Here is a 23,574-nt window from a genome sequence, read left to right as displayed (position 1 = left end):
AAAAAAGTTCTTTGAGGGGTAATTAGCAATATAGTATTCTGCTACTGTTTAACAGGCCCTCTGAATCTTTTAAACACTTTGCTTAAGCAAAGATTTATTCACAATTAAAAAGAGGCCAACGCCTCTTTTTATCCAACAGACCCTTCCATTTCATAGCTGATGAGACGGTTCAACTCAACAGCGTATTCCATTGGCAGTTCCTTGGTGAATGGCTCAACAAAGCCCATGACAATCATCTCGGTAGCTTCGGATTCGGACAAGCCACGGCTCATGAGATAGTAGAGCTGCTCTTCTGAAATCTTAGAAACTTTAGCTTCATGCTCCAAAGCCACTTGCGAGTTGTGTATTTCATTAAATGGAATAGTGTCTGATGCAGACAAATCGTCCATGATAATAGTATCACACTCGATATGGCTGACAGATTTCTTAGAATTGCGAGCAAAGGTTACTTGTCCACGGTAGTCAACCTTTCCTCCACCTTTAGCGATGGATTTAGACACGATAGACGAGCTGGTGTGTGGCGCATTGTGAATCATCTTAGCCCCTGTATCCTGATGCTGACCAGCATTGGCAAAGGCGATAGAAAGCATAGTACCACGCGCTCCTTCTCCGTCCAAATAAACTGATGGATATTTCATAGTTGTTTTGGCACCCAAGTTTCCATCAATCCACTCAACTGTCGCATCCTTCATAGCCCGCGCTCGTTTGGTTACAAGGTTGTAGACATTATCTGACCAGTTTTGAATGGTCGTATAGCGCATATAGGCACCGTCAAGGGCAAAGATTTCAACAATGGCCGCATGCAAGCTGTTGCTTGAATAAGTAGGAGCTGTACATCCTTCTACGTAGTGAACACTTGCTCCCTCATCAACGATAATCAAGGTCCGTTCAAACTGACCGGAATTTTCATTGTTGATACGGAAGTAGGTTTGAAGCGGGATGTCTACCTTGACACCTTTTGGAACATAGATAAAGGTACCACCAGACCAAACTGCAGAGTTAAGGGCAGCCAACTTGTTGTCTGTCGGCGGAACCAACTTAGCAAAATACTGTTTGAAAAGCTCTGGGTATTCCTTAAGAGCTGAGTCAGTATCTGTAAAGACGATTCCTAGCTTTTGGAACTCTTCCTTCATATTGTGGTAGACCACCTCGGACTCATACTGGGCAGCTGCACCAGCAAGGTAAGCTCGCTCTGCTTCTGGGATCCCAATCCGCTCAAAGGTTTCCTTGATCTTCTCAGGCACTTCATCCCAGCTTCTAGCAGGCTTATCAGAGGCCTTTTGGTAATAAATCAAGTCATCAAAATTAATTTCTGACAAATCTGGCCCCCAAGTCTGCATCGGCATCTTTTTGAAAACCTCGTAGGACTTAAGGCGGAAATCCAACATCCACTCTGGTTCACCCTTGGCTGCAGAAAGCTCACGAATGACCGCTTCATTCAGCCCTTTCCCTGTCGAGAGAACAGGTTCAACATCGTCATGGAAACCAAACTTGTACTCACCGAGATCAATTGGTTTTGGTTCTACTCTTTCTTCTGACATAATTTCCTTTCACATTCTTACTTTTTATCTTCTTCAATTGCTCGCTTGAGGGCATTCCAACCCAAGGTCGCACACTTAATCCGCTGCGGGAATTTGGCAACGCCAGCTAAAAAGGCTCCATCTCCCAATTCTTTCTGGCGACTGTCTACTTGGCCCTGAACCATCTGCGAGAAGACTTCTGCTAATTCCAGCGCCTGCTCTTTTGTCTTGCCCAGAACCGCATCCGTCATCATGCTGGCCGAAGCCGTTGAGATAGTACATCCTGAATTCACAAAGGCAATATCCTCAATCTGATTTTCAGCATTAAACTTCACAGACAGGCTGATGACATCGCCACAGGTTGGGTTATTGAGAACTACCTGCTCCACATCTTCCAGTTTCCCATGATGATGGGGGTGAGCCGAGTGGTCGGTCACAACCGCCTTGTAAAGACTGTCTAACTTAGAAAGTGCCATTGAAAAACTCCTTTGTCTTTTCTAAAGCTTCTACCAGCTTGTCACAATCCGCATAGGTATTGTAGATATAGAAGCTGGCCCGTACAGTCGCTGGTACCTGCAGATAGGTTAGCAAGGGCTGAGCACAATGGTGACCCGCCCGAACAGCTACTCCTTCGTAGTCCAGAGCCGTCGCGACATCATGCGGATGAAGACCATCCAGATTAAAGGCAATCACACCTGAGCGCTGAGCTAAATCTTGAGAGCCATATATGGTCAAGCCTTCCACTGCCTGAAGTTTAGGAAATACATAGGCAATCAGATCCTGCTCATGCTGGGCAATGGCATCCATCCCCAAGTCTTCCAAATAATCAATGGCCGCCGCAAGACCGATTGCTCCAGCCATATTCGGAGTACCGGCCTCAAACTTCCACGGGAGCTCCTTCCAGGTCGCTTCCTGCTCATAGACAAAATCAATCATTTCGCCGCCAAACTCGACTGGCGACATCTGCTCTAGCAGCTCTTCCTTGCCATAGAGAACCCCGATACCAGTCGGACCTGCCATCTTATGTCCCGAAAAGGCGAAGAAGTCTACATCCAAATCCTGCACATCAATCTTCATGTGCGGAATGGATTGAGCCCCATCTACCACCAAAATTGCTCCTTGCTGATGAACCAGCCGGGCAATCTCCTTGATGGGATTGATAATACCGAGGACATTAGAAGCATGAGCCAGAGAGACAAACTTGGTCCGCTCATTGAGCTTGGCACGGAAATCCTCCATATCCAGAGCACCATCTTTGAGATAGGCATAGACTAACTTTGCTCCGGTCTTCCTACAGGCTTCCTGCCAAGGAATGACATTGGAATGGTGCTCCATGATAGAGATCATCACTTCATCACCAGGCTGCAGCCTTTCAGCCGCAAACTGAGCCACCCAATTGAGACTCGTCGTGGTCCCTCGTGTAAAGAGGATTTCTCTGCTAGAAGCTGCATTGATAAAAGAACGAACTCTCTCTCTTGCTGCTTCATAGGCCGCTGTCGCTCGCTCGGCTAGCGTATGCACACCGCGGTGGACATTGGCATTGTCTCTAAGATAGTAGTTTTCAATAGCCGCTAGCACCTGCTTGGGTTTCTGGGTTGTCGCCGCATTGTCCAAATAAACCAAAGGCTCATCATTGACAATTTGGTCCAAAATGGGAAAATCTTTCTTGATTGCTTCTGCATTAAATCCAGACATGAAGACTCCTATCTACTTACACGGGACAAGGCCCAGCTTTTTATCTTTTTGCGAGAATAATATCGATATTTTCAATCATTTCATCGCGGACTTCTTTAACTGGGATTTCTACAATCACTGAACCTAGGAAGCCACGCACAACCAAGCGTTCAGCCGTCGCCTTGTCCAGACCCCGACTCATGAGGTAGTACATATCCTCTGGATCTACCTGACCGATAGAAGCCGCGTGACCAGCCGTTACATCGTTCTCATCTATCAAGAGGATTGGGTTAGCATCTGAGCGCGCCTGGTCAGACAGCATGAGAACCCGACTTTCCTGCTGGGCGTCTGCTCCCTTAGCCCCCTTGATAATATGGCCGATACCATTGAAGGTCAAGGTTCCTTTTTCCAGGATAACCCCGTGCTGCAGGATATTTCCGATAGAGTTGCAGCCGTAGTTAGTTACGCGGGTGTCAATTCCCTGAACCTGCTTGCCACTTGAGAGCGCCACTACTTTCATATCCGCATGGCTTCCATTACCGTAAAGGTCACTATCAAAGTCAGCTACGACATTACCTTCATTCATAACACCGATAGCCCAGTCAATCATAGCATCGTTGTCCAGCTTACCGCGACGGCTGATATAAGCCGTTACATTTTCGCCCAAACGGTCAATAGCTGAAAACTTAATCTGAGCTCCAGCCTGGGCAATGACTTCAACGGTGATATTGGCAGTTGCTGGAACAGTTCCCTCACCGTAAGTTTCCAAGCGTTCCAAGTAGTTAACCTTGGAATGCTTGCCTGCGATAATCAAAATATGCTTGTTAAAAGGAACATCGCTTTCGCTGTCCTGATAAAAAATTCCTTCAATCGGCTGGTCAATCTCAACATTGTCCGGCACATAAAGAACCGCACCGCTGTTGAAATAAGCAGTATGATAAGCCGCCAATTTGTCCTCGTCATACTTGACTGCAGACATAAAATGCTTCTCTACCAACTCTGGAATTTCTTCCAAAGCAGAGTGGAAATCAGTGAAGACCACACCTTGCTCTGCCAAATCAGCTGGCAATTGCTCAAGGACCGTTTGGGTTCCCATTTGGATGAACTTGAGATTGTCTCCAAGAGCCGTGAAATCTGGCACACTGGTCAAAGGCTCACTCTCTGAAATACGGCCGTCTCCCAGATTCCAGCGGTGAAATTTAACCCGCTCAATAACTGGCAAATCCAGTTGGTCCATCTTGTCAAAAGCCTGCTGACGGAGATCAGCCAACCATACTGGTTCTGCGTGAACTTGTGAAAATTCGTGAATCAATTCTTTTGTCATGTCATTCTCCTATCTTTTATCAAAGTCAAAAGAATGTTTGACTAGACTTCTTCAGTATAGTTGAAGCCCAACTCTTCAGCCAATTTGGCATAGCCTTCTTTTTCCAAGCGAACTGCCAATTCTGGACCGCCAGAAAGAACAACTTTCCCCTCCATCATGACATGAACTACGTCTGGAGTGATATAGTTGAGCAGGCGTTGGTAGTGGGTGATGATCATAGCGCCAAAGCCCTCTCCACGCATAGCATTGACCCCTTTAGACACGACCTTAAGAGCGTCGATATCCAGACCTGAGTCAATCTCATCCAAAAGCGCAAAAGTTGGCTCTAGCATGAGCAACTGCAGGATTTCATTGCGTTTTTTCTCACCACCTGAGAAACCTTCATTGAGGTAGCGCTCAGCCATCTCTTCTTTCATGTTGAGCAGTTCCATCTTTTCATCTAGTTTAGTAATGAAGTCACGGACAGAGATCTTTTCATCGTCTTCCTTGCCAGCATTCATGGCCGCACGGAGAAACTCTGCATTAGTAATGCCAGGAATTTCACTAGGATACTGCATTGCAAGGAAGAGTCCCATGCGAGCCCGTTCATCCACTTCTAGCTCCAAGATATTAACCCCATCAAAAAGCACCTCTCCTTGAGTCACTTCGTAGTTAGGATTTCCCATAATGGCTGCAGACAAGGTAGATTTCCCTGTTCCATTTGGACCCATGATCGCTGCAACCTCTCCCGTTTTCAGAGTAAGATTTACCCCTTTGAGAATTTTTTTCCCTTCAATTTCAACATGAAGATCTTTGATTTCTAAGACAGACATTTCTTTTTCCTTTCTTTGCTTAGCTGATTTACATACTTTAGTATACCAAAAAAAAGCCCAAAAGGCTTTTATTTTGTTTAGAACTATTCTTGTTTATGTTTCTTTTGGTATCTCTTCTCTCGAACTTCTTCTCGATAAGAGGAGTTGCCAATAAAGCGCAGGATATTGAGCAGAGGCGTCCTCTGTGGACCCAGAACACCTATTAGTTCTACCAAGAGTTCGACACCTAGCAGAAGACCAATTACGAGGAGGAGTCCACCGATGCGAGTCGATACATTTAGCAGGAGGGAAATCATAGAGAAAATCATCGAAATCCCATAGATAACCAGAACTGTTCCCCGATGTGTCAGCCCCAAGGACAAGAGCCTATGATGAAGGTGGTGACGGTCAGGCTGGTAAAATTTCTGACCTGACAAAGTCCGACGAACGATTGCTAAAAAGGTATCTGTAATTGGTACACCCAAGATAATCATAGGCGTGACAATCGCTACCGCCGTCGCATTTTTCAAACCTTGCAGAGACAGGACCGAAATCATAAAACCGATGAAAAGAGCCCCCGTATCCCCGCCATATATAATAGCTGGATGATAATTGTAAGGAAAGAAACCAGCAATAGAGGCCACTAAAACCAAGATTGTCAAAGTCAGGAATAAATTATGGCCCGGCAAGAAAAAGTAGGAAACAATCCCCATGGTTAGCAAGGAAATAATGGAGACCCCGCTGACAAGGCCATCTAAACCATCCATGAGATTGACCGCATTGGTAATAGAGACAATCCAGAGAATGGTCAAAATAAAAGATAGCCAAGGTGGGAAAAAGAGATGGGGACCACCAAACGGAATCTTAAAGTCATCCAAGCGGAAATCCGTCAGCCACCAAATCAGACAGGCAGCTAGCACAATCCCCCCTAACTTCATCAGAGGACTTAATTCTTTAATATCGTCGATAAGCCCCGTCAGGGCAACAATCAAGCCCCCCAACACAACCGGCCAAATATAGTCAAAATAAGTCTGTTCAAAAAAAGTGACGCCAACAATCTGCGGCATGAAGACCAAAGTTGCCAAGGTAAAAGCCGCTACAACCGCCAGACCGCCTGCACTCGGCATGGGCTTTTTATTGATTCGTCGAGCATTAGGATAGTCGACGGCATCCATTTTAAAAGCCAAGAGCCGAACGAGGGGAGTCAGCACAACTCCGACAAAAAATGTCGCTAGTAGCACCAAAATGAACTTCAATGGAAAAGCAATCATACGCATTCAACTTTCTGCAACTGTTGGATGGCTTCTGTCACCAAAAGCAGACGCCCGTGTTCTTGTAGGACAGAACGAGTAATATCTGTATCCTCAGCAAATTCACGCATTTTAGCCAGTAACCAAGCTGGATAAAGCTCTGGTTTCTCTTCCAGATCTACCAAAATAGTCAGGTAGTAGGCAGAGTCATATTTATAAAGTTCTGATAGGTCTATTGGATAGTCAACCGTTTTGGCGAAAGAAACTGCACTCTGCAAATCAGTAAATGACAAAATATAGTAGACATAACGGTCTAGATTTTCTTCTCTATCTTCTGAAGAATCTACAGAGGCCTCCTGATCAGCCTCTGCTGCTTCTAAAGATTTGACCGCCTCAAGGTCATCCTTACTCTTTTCAAAGATATTTTTCTCTAAAGTCTTTAAGAACTCATCTGGCGACATCTGGCTGAGCTCATCCATATCAGGTAGATTTCCCAAATCCTCAAAATTCAAATTCTTATCAATCTTGGATCTCGTCACAAAGACATCCAGCTTGTCTGGCTTAGGCGTCACTCGAAAGCTGAGCATGCCACTGTCTAAAAAGCTTTCTGGCATTTCCAACTCATCCAAAATAGTATAGAAAAATTCTTCTGTTTTTTCTTGGGGAACTAGGAAATCCGCGATTTCCATTCCGTGTTCTTCCAAATCTTCCAACTGGATGGTAATTTTAATCGTCGAATCATTAATCTGTTTCACTTCCATCTCATCAACCTCATACTTTCATAGTCTTTCTATTATACTAAAATTCTAAACTTATTTCAAAAAAATAACTGGTCAAATAAGAAAAGGCTGGGAAAATTTCCCAAGCCTTGATTAGCCAATAATGACCTTAATCAGACCGTAAACCAACAGCAAAACTCCGAGGCCGATCCGATATTTACCAAAGATTGTAAAGTCATGATTCTTGACATAGTCTGTCAGGAAGCGAATCACATAAAGACTGACACCGAAGGCCACTCCCATCGCTACCAATAAAAGGAATAATTGATCGAAACCTAAAGAGTTACCCTTGATGATAAATTTCAGGATTTTCAGCCCACTTGCACCAAACATGATTGGAATACCCAAGTAGAAAGTAAACTCTGTTACAACAGATCGGCTGACACCATTCAAGAGACCACCGACAATGGTCGCACCTGAACGGCTGGTTCCTGGAAAGAGGGACAAGACTTGGAAAAGACCGATATAAAGAGCTGTTTGATAAGGAAGTCTACTCAATTCTGTAACAGTCGGTTCCACCTGCTCTCGTTTTTCCAGATAGATAAAGGCAACCCCGTAGATAATCAGCATGATCGCAACGGATACCAGATTATAAAAATGTGCTTCAAACCAATCGTCTAGGAAAAGACCGATGATTGCAGCTGGCAAAGCAGCAACGACTACCTTGGCCCAGAGTTGCCATGTCAGCTGAATCTGACGAGCTGTTTTCCCTGGTTTAAAAGGATTGAGCTTATCAAAATAAATCACCACAACCGCCAAGATTGCTCCCAGCTGAATGACTACATTGAACATTTCCATGAAGGCTGGATTTCCATTTTTATACTTGATAAAGTCTTGAATCAGAATCAAGTGGCCGGTACTCGAAATGGGTAGCCACTCTGTAATTCCTTCAACAATTCCATAAATAATGGACTTTAAAATTTCAATAATAAACATACATAACTCCTAAAACAACTTTAACATTTATTATACCACATATTGGAGGAGAGGAAAAGCTTTCTCAAGGGCTTTGGCAAGCTTTTTATCAAAAGGCTCCACCCCCGCCGCCTCCACCGCCACCAGAGAAGCCACCTCCTGCTCCGCCTCCCGATGAAACAGAAAAATGACTCGCCGTTGAAGCAATGTGGCCATAATTTGAAAAACTATGGGAACTTGCGTAGAAAATAGGATGAAGATTGTATTGTAGATAAGTATTCATAGACGCGTTTTCCAAGGAAATCTGACGCAGCTTCATGACCCGACTAACACGATCCGCATAGCCAAATAGGGTCGCATAGACCAAAAGTCGGTTCCACAGAACAATGCCCTCTACCTCTGTATCGTATAGGCGAGCGATGTAGCGTAGCATATTCGCAAAGCTATTCCAGAGATAGAAATCATGGGCTCCCTCATCGCTCAGGACACCATCCCGCTGATATAACTGTAAGGCTCTGCCCAGCAGAACGGTCAAGACTGAAGCAATAGCTGCAAGCGGAAGATAGAACCAAATAAAGCCATCTAGCTTGATCAGATAGACAAAAAATGTCAAGAGAGACAAGCCAAAAGCAAGGAAACTTGCCATTAGAGCCAACCACAAGAGAAGCTTTTCTCCTCGTTTTAAAGGACGATAGTGATCCAGCAAGTTTAGCTCCCGAATCTCCTTTAATACTTGTTCAGACAAAAGGTTTAAATCAGTTGAAAAGCGATTTTTTATTCGATTTCCAATTTGGCGGATTCGTGCTTCATCTGTTGATTTTTTATTTTTATACAGGTCTTCTGAAATCTGATAAGATTCAAACAAGTCTGCTACAGCCGCCTGTTTATGGTCACCAAATGCCATCTGTAGGAATTGACCTTCAAACTCTGACAAACCTTTTTTAGAAGTTGGTTTCAAGATTGGCTTGTCTGCAGTTCCTAAAAGCTCGATATAGCCCCGATCCATCAAATCCAGCAAGGTTGCCTGCACTAGATTTTCAAATTTTAAATGCGCCCGTCCGCCACTGGTCGGATCAACTTCTCTCATATCCACAGCAAAGATATTGGCCGCTACAATGAGCGGAGCCAGATCTTGCGGAGCTTCATAGAGGCGAGCATCTTTTGGAAAAGCTTGGCTAGGACGAATCTTAACTCGAAAGATCAGATAAAATATTCCCGAAAGCATCAGCAAGAACAAGGCCAAAAGAGGCAGATAAACTTCCCCCAAGCGATGATAAAACTGGCTCTTGGCTACAATCTCTTTCTCAACTGCTTGAAAAGTCTGTAGATAGTTGGTTGCTTTTGGATCCTCTACTGCCTGATGTAAGGCTTGGCGATGCCAATATCCATGCAGTTCAACCTTCTTCCTGCTAGGCAAATGAGATAGCTGTATCCGATAATCACCTCGGTCCCTATTTATAGTAGCCGATTGGCCAAAATAACCTGTATGAACATACATGTCTGTTAGAGACCAAGTTCCCAAGCCCCAAACCTTAATCGTCACATTTTGCAACTCCTCTTCCCAATCACTGATTGGTGTCCATTTGAGCTCTGCAATATCTTTATGGAGAAACAGAAGATTGGTCAGGTTCCATGTGACTGTTACTTTGACCGTGTCGCCTTCTTTACCAGCATTGTAAATCTTAACCTCGTAGCCATCTCCTAAATCCGTGACTCGTGGCTCAAAGTCATATTTTACGACTCCGTTGGTTTTCACGGAAACTTTTGGATCTGAATCAATAGCAAAGCCTTCTGGCATCTTTCCCGCCGATCCTAAGGAGACCATCTGGCCATTGTAATCATCATCAAAATGATAAGTCACCTCTTCTGTATAGGTGGCTGTATTATCGGCATGGATCTCCAAATCTCCTTGATATGACTGGATTTGATAGTCTAAAGCTGACACCGTTCCAGCAAAAAATAAACTCAAAAAAAGAATAAAAATCCCTAACAAGTACCTTTTCATAAACCAAAGTCCTTTTCTAAATCTTTATCCTATTATAGCATTTTTCTCAAGTAAGGGCTTACCAGGATTGAAAAGTCGAATATTTTTCGGTAGAATAGAAAGAACTATTTTAGAAGGACTAGGAGAGAATATGAAAAAATTCATTTTAACCTTATTGACAGCCCTCCTCGTCTGTCTGGGAACCCTTACCGTAGCTCAGGCGGATGATTATCTTAGAATTGGGATGGAAGCGGCCTATGCCCCTTTCAACTGGACCCAAGATGATGATTCAAATGGTGCTGTTAAAATCGAAGGAACAAATCAGTATGCCAATGGCTACGATGTCCAAGTTGCCAAGAAGATTGCTCAGGAAATGGGCAAGGAACCTCTAGTTGTAAAAACTTCTTGGAACGGACTGATTCCAGCCTTGACCTCTGGTAAAATCGATATGATTATCGCTGGTATGAGCCCAACTGCCGAACGGAAAAAAGAAATCGCCTTTTCTGACAGCTACTATACTAGTGAGCCTGTTATGCTGGTTCGAAAAGACGGCAACTACGCTAATGCTAAGACCCTCAAAGACTTCAAAGATGCTAAAATCACCTCTCAGCAAGGTGTCTATCTTTACAATCTTATTTATCAACTGCCAGGTGCTAAGCAAGAGACCGCCATGGGAGATTTCGCCCAAATGCGTCAAGCTCTAGAATCTGGTGTTATTGACGGTTACATTTCTGAACGTCCCGAAGCTCTGACAGCTGAAGCTGCCAACTCTAAGTTCAAAATGATCCAATTTAAAGAGGGCTTTGAGGTTGGCGAAGAGGATGCTTCCATCGCCGTCGGCATGCGTAAAGACGACAGTCGAATCGAGCAAGCCAATGCAGCTATCGCTAAACTCTCAACGGATGACCAAGTCCAGCTGATGGACCAGATGATTAAGAATCAGCCTGTAGATACTGATACCGACGATGCTGAAGATACATTCTTCAATAAAGTTTTTAAGATTTGGAAGGAAAATTGGCCACAATTCTTACGCGGAGCTGGTTTGACCTTGCTCATTTCCATTACAGGGACGATCGCTGGTCTCCTCATCGGTTTGCTGATTGGGGTTTATCGAACAGCACCCATTTCAAAAAACAAGGCTTTAGCCTTCCTACAAAAACTATTCGGTTGGTTCCTCAATGTTTACATTGAAATTTTCCGTGGTACTCCTATGATTGTACAATCCATGGTTATCTACTATGGAACAGCTCAGGCTTTTGGCATTTCGATTGACCGGACAGCTGCAGCTATCTTTATCGTTTCTATCAATACTGGTGCCTATATGAGTGAAATTGTCCGCGGTGGTATCTTTGCCGTTGACAAGGGACAATTCGAAGCAGCTACTGCGCTCGGAATGACCCACGGCCAAACCATGCGCAAGGTCGTCCTGCCACAGGTGGTCCGCAACATTCTACCTGCGACGGGGAATGAATTTGTCATCAATATCAAGGATACATCTGTCCTGAATGTTATCTCCGTGGTGGAGCTCTACTTCTCAGGAAATACCATTGCAACTCAGACTTATCAGTATTTCCAAACCTTTACCATTATCGCAGTCATTTACTTCGTCTTGACCTTTACCGTCACTCGAATCCTACGTTTCATCGAGCAGAAATTTGACACAGATCATTACACAACAGGTGCCAACCAAATGCAGACGGGAGAATTGAAACAATGACCGAAACAATTTTAGAAATTAAAAATCTCAAAAAATCTTATGGGGAGAATCAAGTCTTAAAAGACATTTCTCTGACTGTCCACAAGGGCGAAGTTATCTCCATTATCGGAAGTTCAGGTAGCGGAAAATCAACCTTTCTCCGCTCCATCAACCTTCTAGAAACACCTACTGCTGGCGAAATTCTCTACCGTGGCAAAAATGTCTTGGACGAAAACTACGACCTGACTCACTACCGCGAAAAATTAGGCATGGTGTTCCAAAGTTTCAATCTTTTTGAAAATCTCAATGTCCTAGAAAACACTATAGTAGCTCAGACAACCGTGCTCAAAAGAGAGCGTGCTGAAGCAGAAAAGATTGCCAAAGAAAATCTAGAAAAGGTCGGTATGGGTGAGCTCTACTGGCAAGCCAAGCCTAAACAACTCTCAGGTGGACAAAAGCAGCGGGTTGCCATTGCACGTGCGCTTTCCATGAATCCTGATGCCATCCTTTTCGATGAGCCAACTTCAGCTCTTGACCCAGAAATGGTCGGCGAAGTCCTGAAAATCATGAAGGAATTGGCTAAAGAAGGCCTGACTATGATTGTCGTGACCCACGAAATGGAATTTGCCCGCGATGTTTCCAGCCGTGTTATCTTTATGGATAAGGGCGTCATCGCAGAAGAAGGCACTCCACAAGAATTCTTTACCAATCCTAAAGAAGAACGAACCAAGGAATTCCTACATCGCTTCTTAAAATAAACAACCAATCAAACAAACAAGACGGAAAAAGATACATCCGCCTTGTTTTTTTATTCGCAAAATAAAAAAGCGGGTTTCCCCACTTTCCGAAGATTAGTCTTCAAACTTTTCATGATTCTTATCGTAGAAATCAATCAAGCCAAGAGCTGTTTCAAAAGAAATATTCTTTACTTTTGCACGTCCTTGAGCAAGAGCAATAATTGACATTTCACGCGCGTTTGTTTCTTTACTAATACGGTAACCTGTAATTTTTTTGTCACGAACCCATCCAACGACTGACTCTACTTTTTCAAAATTTGATTTAGCCATTTCTTACTCCTCTCTAACTTATTTCGAATACTAATATAATGGTTTTTATACAGTTTGTCAACTTAGAAAAACCAAAACAAACAAATTAAATAATTCTGAATATTCTATATTTATTTAGCTTTGAGGGCTGAAAGGATCTGGGTACGAATACTCTCCACTCCATCAGGATTTGCTGGAAGGAAGATCGTGTTATTTCCTTGCTTATCTGCAAAATTATTCAAGGTATCTAAATACTGGTTAGTCAAGAGGATGGACATAATCTGTTCTTCTGTCAACTCAACATTGGCGCCTTTAAGCTCCTTAATTGAATCTGCTAAGCCGTCTACGATTGCCTTCCGCTGCTCTGCAATACCAACCCCATGAAGACGGTCTTTCTCAGCTTCGGCCTCTGCAGCAGTTACAATTTTAATCTTATCTGCTTCTGCCAATTCCTGAGCTGCCACGCGCTTGCGTTGAGCGGCATTGATTTCGTTCATAGACTGTTTAACTTCTGCATCTGGCTCAACCTTGGTGATCAAGGTCTTGACAATGATGTAGCCATAAGTCGACATTTCTTCAGCTACCTGCTTTTGAACTTCTAGGGCGATCTCATCTTTCTTTTCAAAGAGCTCGTCCAAGGTCAGTTTTGGAACAGAGGAACGCAGGGCATCTTCGATATAAGACTTGATCTGCGCTTCTGGTCGCATGAGTTTATAGTAAGCGTCCGTGACATTGTGTTCATTTACCCGATACTGGGTCGCAACATTCATGGTCACAAAGACATTATCCTGAGTCTTGGTCTCAACAATAATGTCGCTTTGTAGCAAACGCAACTGAACACGAGCAGCGATTTTGTCAATTCCCAAAGGCAAACGGACATTCATCCCACTTGTACTAGTCTTGTGGTAACGACCAAAACGCTCAATGATGGCAACAGATTGCTGACGCACGACATAAAGCGAGCTAAATGCCAATAGACCACAAAGAAGGACAAAAATGAGAAAGAAGAAAAAGAAATTCAGTAACATAAGCGCATCTCCTTAATTTAATATAGTATATTCTAGCACAGTCCTCACTCACTTGCAATTAAAAAGTGGGATTTTGCTAAAATATTTTTAGGATCAGACTAACATGTTGTAAAGCGTTTCATTTCCGTTTAGATTGATGAAGGAAGGATCAAAATGCTCGATTCGATTGATCAACCCCGCATAGTCATGCTTATTGGCCAGAGCAATCCCAATCAGGACCGGTCCGGTTCCTTTGCTGGCCCGCTTGATGTATTCAAATCGAGTGATGTCATCATTTGGCCCTAAAATATCATTTACAAATTCACGTAAGGCGCCAGGCCGCTGCGGGAAATTCACCACAAAATAATGCTTGATGCCATCATAGATGAGGGCACGCTCTTCCATTTCAGGCATACGGTTAATGTCATTATTTCCGCCTGAAATGATACAGCAAACAGTTTTTCCTTTGATATATTCTCGCAACACTTCTAAGGCCGCCACGCTAGCTGCACCAGCAGGCTCTGCGATGATTCCTTGTTTAGAATAGAGGTCAATCAAGGTTTCTGAAATCAAGCCTTCATCAACCCCGATAAGCGTTTCTACATTCTTTTTCGTTGCTTCATAAGTAGATGCCCCTACCTTTTGGACTGCGATACCGTCCGCAAATTTGTCAATTTCATTGAGTTTGACAGGACCGCCTGCTTCAAAAGCTGCTTTCATACTGCGGGCTCCATTCGCCTCTACCCCAATCACTTCAATTTGTGGCTGGCTTTCCTTGATGTAAGTGGATACTCCTGCGATGAGACCGCCGCCTCCTACTGGTACCAAGACCAAGTCTAAATCGATGGACTCCCGAGCTGTATCTTCTAGGATTTCATAAGCAACTGTTCCCTGACCTGCTTGAACATGAGCATCGTCAAAAGGATCGATGAAAGTTCGATTTTCCATCCGTGTGAATTCCATTGCCGCCCGAGCAGAAGCATCAAAAGTATCTCCTACTAGCTTAATCGTAACAAAATCGCCACCAAAGAAACGAACCTGTCCAATTTTTTGTTGAGGAGTTGTGATAGGCATAAAAATAGTCGCTGGGATTTTCATTTCATTACAAGTGTATGCGACACCTTGAGCGTGATTGCCCGCAGAAGCACAGACAACCCCACGTTCTCGCTCTTCCTTGCTCAACTGAGAAATGGCATAATAGGCACCACGTATTTTGAAAGAACGGACACGTTGGGAATTTTCCTTTTTAAGATAAATCTTTGCCCCGTACTTCTCTGACAAGTAATGATCATAATCAAGCGGTGTATTGACAACAACATCTTTTAATACCTTATGAGCACGGACGATATCTTTTGCTGTTAACATTCCTTTTCCTTTCCAAATGAGGTAAACAAACTCAGCTGGGATACCAGCTGAGTTTTCCACACAATCTTAGTTGTAGATCTTGAAAGCGTCGTCGTCATTTTTACCAACGAATGGCATTGCTTTACGCAATTCCGCACCGACTTTTTCAATCTCCAGATTAGCCGCTTGCTCACGGTAAGCAGTCAATTTCGGACGACCAGCCTTGTAGTCATTTACAAAGTCATTTGCAAATTTACCATTTTGGATGTCTGCAAGAACTGCTTTCATGTTTTCTTTAACTTGCTCAGTAATCACGCGCGGACCAGATACATAGTCGCCATATTCAGCTGTATTTGAGATAGATTGGCGCATCTTCTTGAAGCCACCTTCATAGATCAAGTCCACAATCAGTTTCATTTCGTGCAGCACTTCGAAGTAAGCCAATTCTGGGGCGTAGCCTGCTTCTGTCAAAACTTCAAAACCTGCTTCGATAAGGGCAGTCAAACCACCACAAAGTACAGCCTGTTCACCAAACAAATCTTCTTCAGTTTCTTCTTTGTAAGTTGTTTCAAGTAAACCAACACGAGCTGCACCAACACCTTTACACCAGTCCATAGCGATGTCTTTGGCATTCCCAGTCGCATCTTGGTAAACCGCGTAAAGAGCTGGAACACCAAAGCCTTCTTCAAAAGTACGACGAACCAAGTGACCCGGACCTTTTGGTGCACACATGAAGACATCTACATCTGCAGGAACTTTGATAAATTCAAAGTGGATATTGAAACCATGAGCAAAGCCAACTGCGTTACCAGCTTCCAAGTTAGGAGCGATTTCTGTTTCGTAAAGTTCTTGTTGGATTTCATCTGGAGCCAAGATCATGATAACATCAGCTAATTTAGCAGCTTCTGCTACTGTGTATGTAGCAAAACCATCTTCTTTAGCCTTGTCAAATGACTTACCAGGACGAACACCGATAATCACATCATGACCTGTATCACGCAAGTTTTGTGCATGAGCATGACCTTGTGAACCATAACCGATAACGGCGATCTTTTTACCGTCAAGTGCTGCTACTTTTACATCTTTTTCGTATTCCATTGTTACTGCCATAATGTTTACTCTCTTTTCTATTTTTATTGCCTCTTAGGCGGTTTTAACAAATTTAAGTAGGGTTTTATACTCACTGAAAATCAAAAATCAAACTAGGAAGCTAGCTGTAGGTTACTCGAAGCACTGCTTTGAGGTTATCAATAAGACTGACAGAGTCAGTAACCTATACCTACGGCAAGGCGAAGCTGACGTGGTTTGAAGAGATTTTCGAAGAGTATTAATCACGGGTAAAGCCAGTTGCCCCAGTCCGTGCGATATTGCGAATACCGTAAGGACGGATGACTCGTAAGAGCGCTTCGCTCTTTTCTGCATCGCCCGTCATCTGGATAGTGATCGAGCTTGATGCCACATCGACTACCGTTGCCCGGAAAGGCTGGATAATGGCCAAGATTTCTGCACGCTTAGCAACCGGTGCTGATACCTTGATCAAAATAACTTCTCGCTCTAGGTGAGGATGATCTGTAATATCTCGCACCCGAATCACATCAATTTGGCGATTAAGTTGCTTGATAATCTGCTCCACTTCATTGAGGGAATTTACATCAATGATAATGGTGATCCGAGAGACATTTTCATCCTCGGTCGCACCGACAGAGATACTCTCGATATTGACCTGACGTCTGGAAAGCACACCAGTGAAGCGGTTCAGAACACCCGAACGATTTTGGAGTTTAGCTGTCAACATTCTACGCATGGAACTTCACCCCCAACATCTCATGATTGCTCTTGCCAGCTGGCACCATTGGAAGCACGTGCTCCTTGCGGGAAATATCTACCTCGATAAACATCGGTATGTCGTCTTTCAGGACTTCCAAATCTTGAGCAATGGTCTCGGGATTATCAAATTTATAGGATTTGACACCATAAGCCTGAGCCATCAGCTGAAAATCCGGCAAACTGTCAAAGACTGACTCGGAGGTACGCCCATCATAGAAGGCTTCCTGCCACTGGCGAACCATACCTAGCGAATGATTATTGAGCATGATGACCTTAATCGGAACCTTATAGATATTTAAAATAGCCATTTCCTGATTAGTCATCTGGTAGCCGCCGTCTCCAACGAAGAGAACTACTTCCTTATCTGGATTGGCAATCTTAGCCCCAATCGCTGCTGGAACACCAAAGCCCATGGTTCCAAGACCTCCAGACGTAACTAACTGACGTTCGTTTCGATAAGGATAATACTGGGCTGTCCACATCTGGTGCTGGCCAACGTCCGTTACCACAATAGCGTCTCCCTTGGTCAACTCACCCACGCGCTCAATAACAGCCTGAGGTTGGACAACTCGTTCCTTCTTATCATAGGAGCGCACCCGCTCCTTGTCTCGTGTCACCTTTTCTATCCACTTGCTGGTATTGTTGTGCACTTGCTCTTCTTCAAGCAACATTTGCAAAGCTTTCTTGGCATCTCCTACAATAGGAATATCCACGCTGATGATCTTGCCAATTTCTGCTGGATCGATATCAATGTGGGCCACCTTAGCACTTTTAGCAAAGGTCTTAGGATTACCAGTCAGGCGGTCATCAAAACGACATCCAATGCTAATCATGAAGTCTGCTTCCGTCATCGCAATATTAGCCGCGAAAGAACCATGCATGCCCCCCATACCCAAGAACAAAGGATGATCTGTCGCAATCGTTCCCTGCCCCAACAATGAGGTCACTACTGGAATCTGATACCGCTCTGCAAAAGCAACCATCTCCGCTGCTGCCCCTGCATAGCTAATACCACCACCAGAAAGAAGAACAGGTTTTTTAGCCTTGGAAAGCTGTTTAAGAATCTTCTTAATCTGTAATTCATTAGGCTCAATTGTTGGTTGATAGCTTGGTAGATGCAACTGAGTGTCATAGATAAAGTCCGTATCCAGAGCTGAGACATCCTTTGGCAAATCAATAACGACTGGCCCCGGACGACCTGTGGTCGCAATATGAATGGCCTCCGTAATGATTCTTGGTATGTCTGCCGTCTCCCGTACCTGATAATTGTACTTAGTGATGGGAGTAGTAATACCGACAATGTCGGCTTCTTGAAAGGCATCCTTACCAATACCTGGCGTCGCTACCTGCCCAGTAAACACCAAAAGGGGAACACTGTCACTCATAGCGTCGGCGATCCCAGTAATGGCATTGGTTGCCCCCGGACCACTGGTTACAACGGCCACACCAATTTTCCCAGTAGACTTGGCGTAGCCTTCTGCTTCATGAACACACCCCTGCTCATGGCGACCAAGAATATGGCGGATACCTTTAAAGCTATAAATAGCATCATAGAGGGGCAAGACTGCACCACCAGGATAGCCAAAAATAGTATCAACACCAAGATTCTTCAAGGTTTCCAAGACCAGCTGCGAGCCGGACTTAGGAGTTTCTAATTGGATTCTTTCCATATTTCCCCTTTCATTTATTTACAATTTTCTAAAAATTCAAAAAGCTTTCTACTATGATAACATTTTTGAAAAAAATTGCAAGTATCGCGGATGTTTTTTTTCATTCTGATTGAAAAAGATAAGAAAATCCCGCTAAATCCGAATGTAGCGAGATAATTATTTTATATCCATCCTTGATCTTGAGCAATTCGGACAGCTTCCGTACGATTGTCTGCTGCTAGCTTAGTCAGGATGGTCGACATATAGTTGCGAATAGTTCCATTTGATAAATAGAGTTTTTCAGCAATTTCTTTATTAGAAAGCCCAGTTGCTGCTGCTTCTAAGACTAGAAGTTCCTGATGGGAGAGGGGATTTTTATGAGTCATCAGCACTTCCATAAGTTCAGGCGAGTATTCTTTTTGCCCAGCCAAGACAGTGTGGATGGTCTTCATCAAGTCAGCAATACTACGCTCCTTAAGTACATAGGCATCAACATCCGCCTTAACCGCTCGCTCAAAATAGCCTGGCCGCTTAAAAGTCGTCACAATGATGACCTTGACAGCTGGCTGATGCTCCTTCACCCATTCTAGAACATCCAGCCCTGTCTGATAGGGCATTTCTACATCCAAGATAGCCACATCGACTGGATTGGTCTTGAGCAGCTCCATAGCTTCACGACCGTCTGCCGCTTGAGAAACACTAACAACATCCGGCTGCAACTGCAAGAGCTGGCTAAGGGCATCCCGCAGCATGCTCTGATCTTCTGCTAATAATATCTTCATCGCTCGTCTCCTCTAATCCTATATGGCAAGCGCACGCGAATAATGGTTGGTTTGTGATTGCTGATGACCTCCACTCTACCGTCAAGTCCCTCCAAGCGCTCACGTACCGAATGCAGATCTCGGTCAGTCACTTGCTTAAAGCCTCGGCCGTCATCTTCAACTTCCAAGATCAAATCTCGATCCTGACTATACAAATCAATTCTGGACTTCTTGGCCTCCGCATGCTTGATAATATTGGTTGCTAATTCCAACAAAATCATACTAATGGTAAACTGCATTTCCGTAGGGATGCTGGCAACATTGAGCTGATTATGAAGCTCCAAGTCAATATCGCTCATTTCCAGCATGGTTCGGATTGTTGCTAATTCTTCATCCAGCGTCCGCGTCTTGAGATTGTCTACAATCCGTCGAACATCTGCCATGGCCTGCTTACTGATCCGCCGCACTTCCTCCATCTCTTTCTCCGCCTGCTCGTAGGCCTTCATTTGCAGGAATTGCTGGGCCAGTTCTGTCTTGACGCTGAGCATGGCAAAGGTATGTCCCAGACTATCGTGTAAATCCCGTCCAATTCGATTGCGCTCATTTTCCGCTAGGAAGAGATTGAGCTGAGCGTTCTGCTTGCTTTTTTCTTCCTTGAGCTGTTCAGCGACTTGGATGCGATGCAGACCTAGGGTCAAGAAATCCGAAAAGAGAAAGGTCGTTGAGAAAAAGACCAGATAGCCAGCGCTCAATTGATGTTGCAGATACAACCCCACCAGAAGAGCAGGCTGGATAGCTAAGAAACTCCAGAAGCGCCAAGAGGTAAAGGAAATTGCCTTATAATGATAAATTAGAAGATTTGATAAATAAAAAATATACCAAACAAACCCCCCATTCAGCCAAATGGAAGTGTAAAAGATGTAAGCAAGCATGCCCCACCAGGACAGTGCCTGGTAGAAAGGCTTTTTCTCTGTGAGGATGGTATAGTAAGCCCCTATAAACAATGCTGTCCAAAACAAAGTCAAAAGCGGGTATTCACCACTGATAACACCCGCTATTGGAAAGATGATAAAGACCAGAGAAATATGAAACATATGATGTATGTTTTTGAACTTTTCCCACATAGAATTATTTAACCTCAATCCGTTTTTTGAGCTGAAGGACTAAAATGCTAAAGAAAATGGTGTAGGCTAGGACGATTAGCATGGCAGAGATATTCCAGTCATGGTGTTCCAAATAGGAAGAGACAACCTGCATGAGCTGATAGCTTGGCGTTAGCTTTCCGATGGGTTGTAGCCAGTCTGGAAACATAGTCAGTGGAAACCAAAGCCCACCCAAGACCGCTAAAGCCATATAAACGATATTGCCTACGACCGACATGAGCTGGGCACTGGGCAGGAGACTGACCAAGACGCCCATGGCGATAAAGACCATACTGCCAACCAAAAGAATTAGGGCAATCACGAACCAGTCCATCATGGGCATATTGACTCCACGAACGAAATGTCCAACAGAGAAGACCACGATGATGGAAAGCAGAAAGGTCAACAAAGTACTGAAAAGCTTGGATATATAATATTCTACCATAGAAACGGGCGAATGCTGAATCATTTTTTGCCAGTTATTGGTCTTATCCGACTGCAAGGTACTGGGAATACTGAAAAAAGCACTGGACATGATACTAAAAACGGTCATAGAAAAGAGATAGGTATGGAGCACAAGCGTCGGCACATCAGAACCTGACATCATTCCTGAAAAGATCAGATAGAACACGCTGGGCAGACCGATAGAGAGCAGGTAGTAAGCCGCCTGCCGCTTCATCAAAATCAACTCCATTTTCATTAAACTAACCATATTTTTCATAATGCTGCTCCTTTACTCTTGTGTCGTCTCAAAAATACTATCCAGCAGGGTGCGATTGCGGACTTCGATTTCTTCAATCGTACAGCCATGCTCCTGCAGAATGTGCCAGACCTGACTGGCGTCCTTGGTCGCAAAGGATAAGGCCTTTTGCTTGATTTCAATCTCTGTCACACCAGCTATCTTTTCCACAACTTCTTTATAGGAAAGAGGCAGTGTGAAGTGTTTTTCCTGCTCTTCCTTGCGCATGGCATAAGGCGTGGTGTCGCGGATGAGCTCTCCCTTATGAAGCACCAAAATCCGATCAGCCGTATGCTCCACTTCTTCAATGTAGTGGGAAGAATAGACAATAGTCACACCTTGCTTCTTGAGCTGATCCACAATTTCCCAGAAATGCTGGCGGGTCGAGGTATCCATAGCCGAAGTCGGTTCATCTAAGAAAAGAATCTTTGGACGGCCAATCAAGGCTAAGATAAAGGAGAAGAGACGTTTTTGACCACCAGAGAGCTTGGAAGCCAGCTGGTTCTTCTGCTTGTCAGAAAAGCCCAACAAGACATCGATTTCCTCTTCAGACAGGCTATTAGGATAGATAGAGCGAAAGAAAGCCAGGAGTTCCTTGACTTTCAAATCCCCCACCACTGTATTTTCCTGTGGCAAAATGGCAACCATCTCTTTCAAACGATTATCCGTTGGCTTTAAGCCTTGAACCAGGGCTTGGCCAGAAGTCAGGAATTTATCGCCTAGGAGACAGTCCATCAGAGTTGTTTTGCCAGCTCCGTTGGGGCCAATTAGAGCCACACAATCCCCTTCTTCAATGTCAAAGGAAATGTGACGCAAGATTTCCTTCCCCCGAATACTTTTAGATAACTTTTTCACTTCAATCAATTTCATGATCTTCCTCCTTAATAAAATCATAGATGAGCGGCCAGATGACAAAGACAGCTAGAATCACTCCCCATACTCCTATATAAAATTGCCGGGGTAGAAATTCCAACAGAAAACCCGGTATCATCTGAAAACACCATACACCCATTGCAACTCCAATGAATAAGATAGATAGCCATTTTTTCATTTCTACTTTCTCCTCTTGCTTAACTTAGCCACTTCCTTTAGGACATAGCTAGCCATTCCCAAGCTAGCAAAAATCTCCCAAGGAAAGCGGTAAAGACTTGCTCCGCTCATTCTCGCCAACTGATAAAACATCATCCCAACGAGACTCAAGACTGCTACCTTTATCAACCATATTTTCATGTAACTACTCCCTATTTCTTCATTTCTTACTTGTATTATAGACCTTCCTGCATCTTCCGACTAGATGATTTTGTCACTAGACCATATGACAAATGTCATGGTTTCTAGACAGCAAAAAAAGACGAGATGACTCGCCTTTATACACTCTTATTCTTCTTTCAAGCCGCCTAATTTCATACCTAAAATAAACATTGAAGGAGAGACGTCTTTTATGTCATTAAGTCCCAAGTCTTTAAAGAAAGATAGGCTTGCTACTTTCGCTATATCCATTTTCTCAAAATCCAGATCAACTATGGCCTGTAATTTCTTATCAGCTGTTACGGAGTATTCAATCGTCACTCCTTCCATATTCTTAGCTTCTACATAGTTTGGTTCTGATTCCATTCCTTCTCGAATAATAGCGGTCATTTCCTCTGGGCTCATAGTTGCTGCAGCACCACTCGCTTCTTCTGGCAAATTACTCAACAGTTCCATTCGAAGTTTCAAGAGTTTGTCTCCTCGATAGGTCACCGTATCACGATGATGGATGCCTTTGAGGTCTCCGACCAAGGTTTTAGAGACAATAGCTGTACTTTCAGAAGAAGCACTCGTAGAGGAGTCACTTGAGCTTGAGCTCGAGCTAGAACTTGTTTTAGCAACTTTTGATTCAGCTGGAACTTTCGGACGATGCTTGCCATATTTTGGAAATACGCAACCTGTCAATAATACAGAAGCAGAAATAACTAGAATAAATAACTTTTTCATAGTACACCTTTTCTTTTTATTTTTTCCAGTATACCATAATGCCACTATCTTGTCTAAATCTTGCATATAAAAAAATCAAAGAGGCTGGGGCAAAAGTCCTAGCCTCTCAATTGTCTTTGGATTGTCGAGCAAAGACGCAGTGGTTGAGTGGG

At 43.8% G+C, this 23,574-nt stretch carries 24 protein-coding genes; 2 read left to right on the top strand and 22 right to left on the bottom strand.

Annotated elements, in window-relative coordinates; genetic code table 11:
• Positions 1-128: 128 nt before the first annotated feature.
• From sufB to PAN94_RS02100, 9 genes are all read right to left on the bottom strand, one after another.
• The gene (gene sufB / locus PAN94_RS02140; RefSeq protein ID WP_125383452.1) at positions 129-1,541 is read right to left on the bottom strand and encodes a Fe-S cluster assembly protein SufB; all 1,413 of its coding nucleotides are present in this window, start codon (positions 1,539-1,541) and stop codon (positions 129-131) included.
• A 17-nt stretch (positions 1,542-1,558) separates the two neighbouring features.
• Complete coding sequence (gene sufU / locus PAN94_RS02135; protein ID WP_285874411.1) at positions 1,559-1,996, bottom strand: Fe-S cluster assembly sulfur transfer protein SufU; 438 nt, start codon at positions 1,994-1,996, stop codon at positions 1,559-1,561.
• Entirely contained in the window at positions 1,983-3,215 is a 1,233-nt protein-coding gene (locus tag PAN94_RS02130; protein ID WP_285874409.1) for a cysteine desulfurase, read from the bottom strand. Before PAN94_RS02130 ends, sufU begins: the two co-directional genes overlap by 14 nt.
• 40 nt (positions 3,216-3,255) lie before the next feature.
• Positions 3,256-4,518, bottom strand: coding sequence for a Fe-S cluster assembly protein SufD (gene sufD, locus PAN94_RS02125; RefSeq protein WP_285874408.1), 1,263 nt, complete (start codon positions 4,516-4,518; stop codon positions 3,256-3,258).
• Positions 4,519-4,559: 41 nt separating this feature from the next.
• Positions 4,560-5,330, bottom strand: coding sequence for a Fe-S cluster assembly ATPase SufC (gene sufC / locus PAN94_RS02120; protein ID WP_005591767.1), 771 nt, complete (start codon positions 5,328-5,330; stop codon positions 4,560-4,562).
• 83 nt (positions 5,331-5,413) lie between these two features.
• A complete protein-coding gene (locus PAN94_RS02115; protein WP_285874407.1) occupies positions 5,414-6,586 on the bottom strand; it encodes a glycosyltransferase family 4 protein in 1,173 nt (390 codons plus the stop codon).
• Positions 6,577-7,320 carry an adaptor protein MecA gene (mecA, locus tag PAN94_RS02110; RefSeq protein WP_239191176.1) on the bottom strand — a complete coding sequence of 248 codons (744 nt, stop codon included), beginning with the start codon at positions 7,318-7,320 and terminating at the stop codon, positions 6,577-6,579. Before mecA ends, PAN94_RS02115 begins: the two co-directional genes overlap by 10 nt.
• A gap of 111 nt (positions 7,321-7,431) precedes the next feature.
• Entirely contained in the window at positions 7,432-8,274 is an 843-nt protein-coding gene (locus tag PAN94_RS02105) for an undecaprenyl-diphosphate phosphatase (protein ID WP_285874405.1), read from the bottom strand.
• An 88-nt stretch (positions 8,275-8,362) separates the two neighbouring features.
• Positions 8,363-10,222, bottom strand: coding sequence for a DUF2207 domain-containing protein (locus tag PAN94_RS02100; protein WP_285874404.1), 1,860 nt, complete (start codon positions 10,220-10,222; stop codon positions 8,363-8,365).
• Between the two features lie 166 nt (positions 10,223-10,388).
• On the opposite strand from PAN94_RS02100, the gene PAN94_RS02095 reads away from it, so the two are divergent.
• Complete coding sequence (locus PAN94_RS02095; RefSeq protein WP_285874402.1) at positions 10,389-11,954, top strand: ABC transporter substrate-binding protein/permease; 1,566 nt, start codon at positions 10,389-10,391, stop codon at positions 11,952-11,954.
• Positions 11,951-12,691 (top strand): amino acid ABC transporter ATP-binding protein, encoded by a 741-nt coding sequence (locus tag PAN94_RS02090; RefSeq protein ID WP_005591761.1) that lies wholly within the window; start codon positions 11,951-11,953, stop codon positions 12,689-12,691. Before PAN94_RS02095 ends, PAN94_RS02090 begins: the two co-directional genes overlap by 4 nt.
• Positions 12,692-12,784: 93 nt before the next feature.
• Here PAN94_RS02090 and PAN94_RS02085 read toward each other — a convergent pair whose 3' ends face one another.
• The 13 genes from PAN94_RS02085 to PAN94_RS02025 form a co-directional block, all read right to left on the bottom strand.
• A complete protein-coding gene (locus PAN94_RS02085; RefSeq protein ID WP_001130035.1) occupies positions 12,785-13,000 on the bottom strand; it encodes a capsule biosynthesis transcriptional regulator in 216 nt (71 codons plus the stop codon).
• A 110-nt stretch (positions 13,001-13,110) separates the two neighbouring features.
• Entirely contained in the window at positions 13,111-14,007 is an 897-nt protein-coding gene (locus PAN94_RS02080) for an SPFH domain-containing protein (RefSeq protein WP_048766446.1), read from the bottom strand.
• A gap of 93 nt (positions 14,008-14,100) precedes the next feature.
• Positions 14,101-15,351, bottom strand: coding sequence for a threonine ammonia-lyase IlvA (gene ilvA / locus PAN94_RS02075; protein WP_048792264.1), 1,251 nt, complete (start codon positions 15,349-15,351; stop codon positions 14,101-14,103).
• Positions 15,352-15,417: 66 nt separating this feature from the next.
• On the bottom strand, positions 15,418-16,440 hold the full coding sequence (gene ilvC / locus PAN94_RS02070; RefSeq protein WP_048792265.1) for a ketol-acid reductoisomerase: 1,023 nt from the start codon (positions 16,438-16,440) through the stop codon (positions 15,418-15,420).
• 217 nt (positions 16,441-16,657) lie between these two features.
• Entirely contained in the window at positions 16,658-17,134 is a 477-nt protein-coding gene (gene ilvN / locus PAN94_RS02065) for an acetolactate synthase small subunit (protein WP_048792266.1), read from the bottom strand.
• Positions 17,127-18,827: an acetolactate synthase large subunit gene (locus PAN94_RS02060; protein WP_048792267.1), complete on the bottom strand. Its 1,701-nt coding sequence runs from the start codon at positions 18,825-18,827 to the stop codon at positions 17,127-17,129. Before PAN94_RS02060 ends, ilvN begins: the two co-directional genes overlap by 8 nt.
• A gap of 161 nt (positions 18,828-18,988) precedes the next feature.
• Positions 18,989-19,588: a response regulator transcription factor gene (locus PAN94_RS02055; RefSeq protein WP_285874400.1), complete on the bottom strand. Its 600-nt coding sequence runs from the start codon at positions 19,586-19,588 to the stop codon at positions 18,989-18,991.
• On the bottom strand, positions 19,585-20,691 hold the full coding sequence (locus PAN94_RS02050; RefSeq protein WP_048792269.1) for a sensor histidine kinase: 1,107 nt from the start codon (positions 20,689-20,691) through the stop codon (positions 19,585-19,587). Before PAN94_RS02050 ends, PAN94_RS02055 begins: the two co-directional genes overlap by 4 nt.
• 4 nt (positions 20,692-20,695) lie before the next feature.
• Positions 20,696-21,430, bottom strand: coding sequence for an ABC transporter permease (locus PAN94_RS02045; RefSeq protein ID WP_048792270.1), 735 nt, complete (start codon positions 21,428-21,430; stop codon positions 20,696-20,698).
• Between the two features lie 12 nt (positions 21,431-21,442).
• The gene (locus PAN94_RS02040; RefSeq protein ID WP_048792271.1) at positions 21,443-22,318 is read right to left on the bottom strand and encodes an ABC transporter ATP-binding protein; all 876 of its coding nucleotides are present in this window, start codon (positions 22,316-22,318) and stop codon (positions 21,443-21,445) included.
• On the bottom strand, positions 22,305-22,499 hold the full coding sequence (locus PAN94_RS02035) for a hypothetical protein (RefSeq protein WP_048792272.1): 195 nt from the start codon (positions 22,497-22,499) through the stop codon (positions 22,305-22,307). Before PAN94_RS02035 ends, PAN94_RS02040 begins: the two co-directional genes overlap by 14 nt.
• A gap of 2 nt (positions 22,500-22,501) precedes the next feature.
• The gene (locus tag PAN94_RS02030) at positions 22,502-22,678 is read right to left on the bottom strand and encodes a hypothetical protein (protein ID WP_193389942.1); all 177 of its coding nucleotides are present in this window, start codon (positions 22,676-22,678) and stop codon (positions 22,502-22,504) included.
• Positions 22,679-22,825: 147 nt separating this feature from the next.
• Positions 22,826-23,422 carry an SP0191 family lipoprotein gene (locus PAN94_RS02025; RefSeq protein ID WP_048792273.1) on the bottom strand — a complete coding sequence of 199 codons (597 nt, stop codon included), beginning with the start codon at positions 23,420-23,422 and terminating at the stop codon, positions 22,826-22,828.
• Between the last annotated feature and the right edge of the window lie 152 nt (positions 23,423-23,574).

The sequence above is a fragment of the Streptococcus sp. SC1 genome (genome assembly GCF_030272855.1).
Taxonomy (GTDB): Bacteria; Bacillota; Bacilli; order Lactobacillales; family Streptococcaceae; genus Streptococcus.
This window is presented reverse-complemented; position numbering and strand designations above follow the sequence as displayed.

Bases quoted from the DNA above. Each gene is read 5' to 3' on its own strand.
- sufB (WP_125383452.1), bottom strand. From the start codon at position 1,541: ATGTCAGAAGAAAGAGTAGAACCAAAACCAATTGATCTCGGTGAGTAC.
- sufU (WP_285874411.1), bottom strand. From the start codon at position 1,996: ATGGCACTTTCTAAGTTAGACAGTCTTTACAAGGCGGTTGTGACCGAC.
- PAN94_RS02130 (WP_285874409.1), bottom strand. From the start codon at position 3,215: ATGTCTGGATTTAATGCAGAAGCAATCAAGAAAGATTTTCCCATTTTG.
- sufD (WP_285874408.1), bottom strand. From the start codon at position 4,518: ATGACAAAAGAATTGATTCACGAATTTTCACAAGTTCACGCAGAACCA.
- sufC (WP_005591767.1), bottom strand. From the start codon at position 5,330: ATGTCTGTCTTAGAAATCAAAGATCTTCATGTTGAAATTGAAGGGAAA.
- PAN94_RS02115 (WP_285874407.1), bottom strand. From the start codon at position 6,586: ATGCGTATGATTGCTTTTCCATTGAAGTTCATTTTGGTGCTACTAGCG.
- mecA (WP_239191176.1), bottom strand. From the start codon at position 7,320: ATGGAAGTGAAACAGATTAATGATTCGACGATTAAAATTACCATCCAG.
- PAN94_RS02105 (WP_285874405.1), bottom strand. From the start codon at position 8,274: ATGTTTATTATTGAAATTTTAAAGTCCATTATTTATGGAATTGTTGAA.
- PAN94_RS02095 (WP_285874402.1), top strand. From the start codon at position 10,389: ATGAAAAAATTCATTTTAACCTTATTGACAGCCCTCCTCGTCTGTCTG.
- PAN94_RS02090 (WP_005591761.1), top strand. From the start codon at position 11,951: ATGACCGAAACAATTTTAGAAATTAAAAATCTCAAAAAATCTTATGGG.
- PAN94_RS02085 (WP_001130035.1), bottom strand. From the start codon at position 13,000: ATGGCTAAATCAAATTTTGAAAAAGTAGAGTCAGTCGTTGGATGGGTT.
- PAN94_RS02080 (WP_048766446.1), bottom strand. From the start codon at position 14,007: ATGTTACTGAATTTCTTTTTCTTCTTTCTCATTTTTGTCCTTCTTTGT.
- ilvA (WP_048792264.1), bottom strand. From the start codon at position 15,351: ATGTTAACAGCAAAAGATATCGTCCGTGCTCATAAGGTATTAAAAGAT.
- ilvC (WP_048792265.1), bottom strand. From the start codon at position 16,440: ATGGCAGTAACAATGGAATACGAAAAAGATGTAAAAGTAGCAGCACTT.
- ilvN (WP_048792266.1), bottom strand. From the start codon at position 17,134: ATGCGTAGAATGTTGACAGCTAAACTCCAAAATCGTTCGGGTGTTCTG.
- PAN94_RS02060 (WP_048792267.1), bottom strand. From the start codon at position 18,827: ATGGAAAGAATCCAATTAGAAACTCCTAAGTCCGGCTCGCAGCTGGTC.
- PAN94_RS02055 (WP_285874400.1), bottom strand. From the start codon at position 19,588: ATGAAGATATTATTAGCAGAAGATCAGAGCATGCTGCGGGATGCCCTT.
- PAN94_RS02050 (WP_048792269.1), bottom strand. From the start codon at position 20,691: ATGTGGGAAAAGTTCAAAAACATACATCATATGTTTCATATTTCTCTG.
- PAN94_RS02045 (WP_048792270.1), bottom strand. From the start codon at position 21,430: ATGAAAAATATGGTTAGTTTAATGAAAATGGAGTTGATTTTGATGAAG.
- PAN94_RS02040 (WP_048792271.1), bottom strand. From the start codon at position 22,318: ATGAAATTGATTGAAGTGAAAAAGTTATCTAAAAGTATTCGGGGGAAG.
- PAN94_RS02035 (WP_048792272.1), bottom strand. From the start codon at position 22,499: ATGAAAAAATGGCTATCTATCTTATTCATTGGAGTTGCAATGGGTGTA.
- PAN94_RS02030 (WP_193389942.1), bottom strand. From the start codon at position 22,678: ATGAAAATATGGTTGATAAAGGTAGCAGTCTTGAGTCTCGTTGGGATG.
- PAN94_RS02025 (WP_048792273.1), bottom strand. From the start codon at position 23,422: ATGAAAAAGTTATTTATTCTAGTTATTTCTGCTTCTGTATTATTGACA.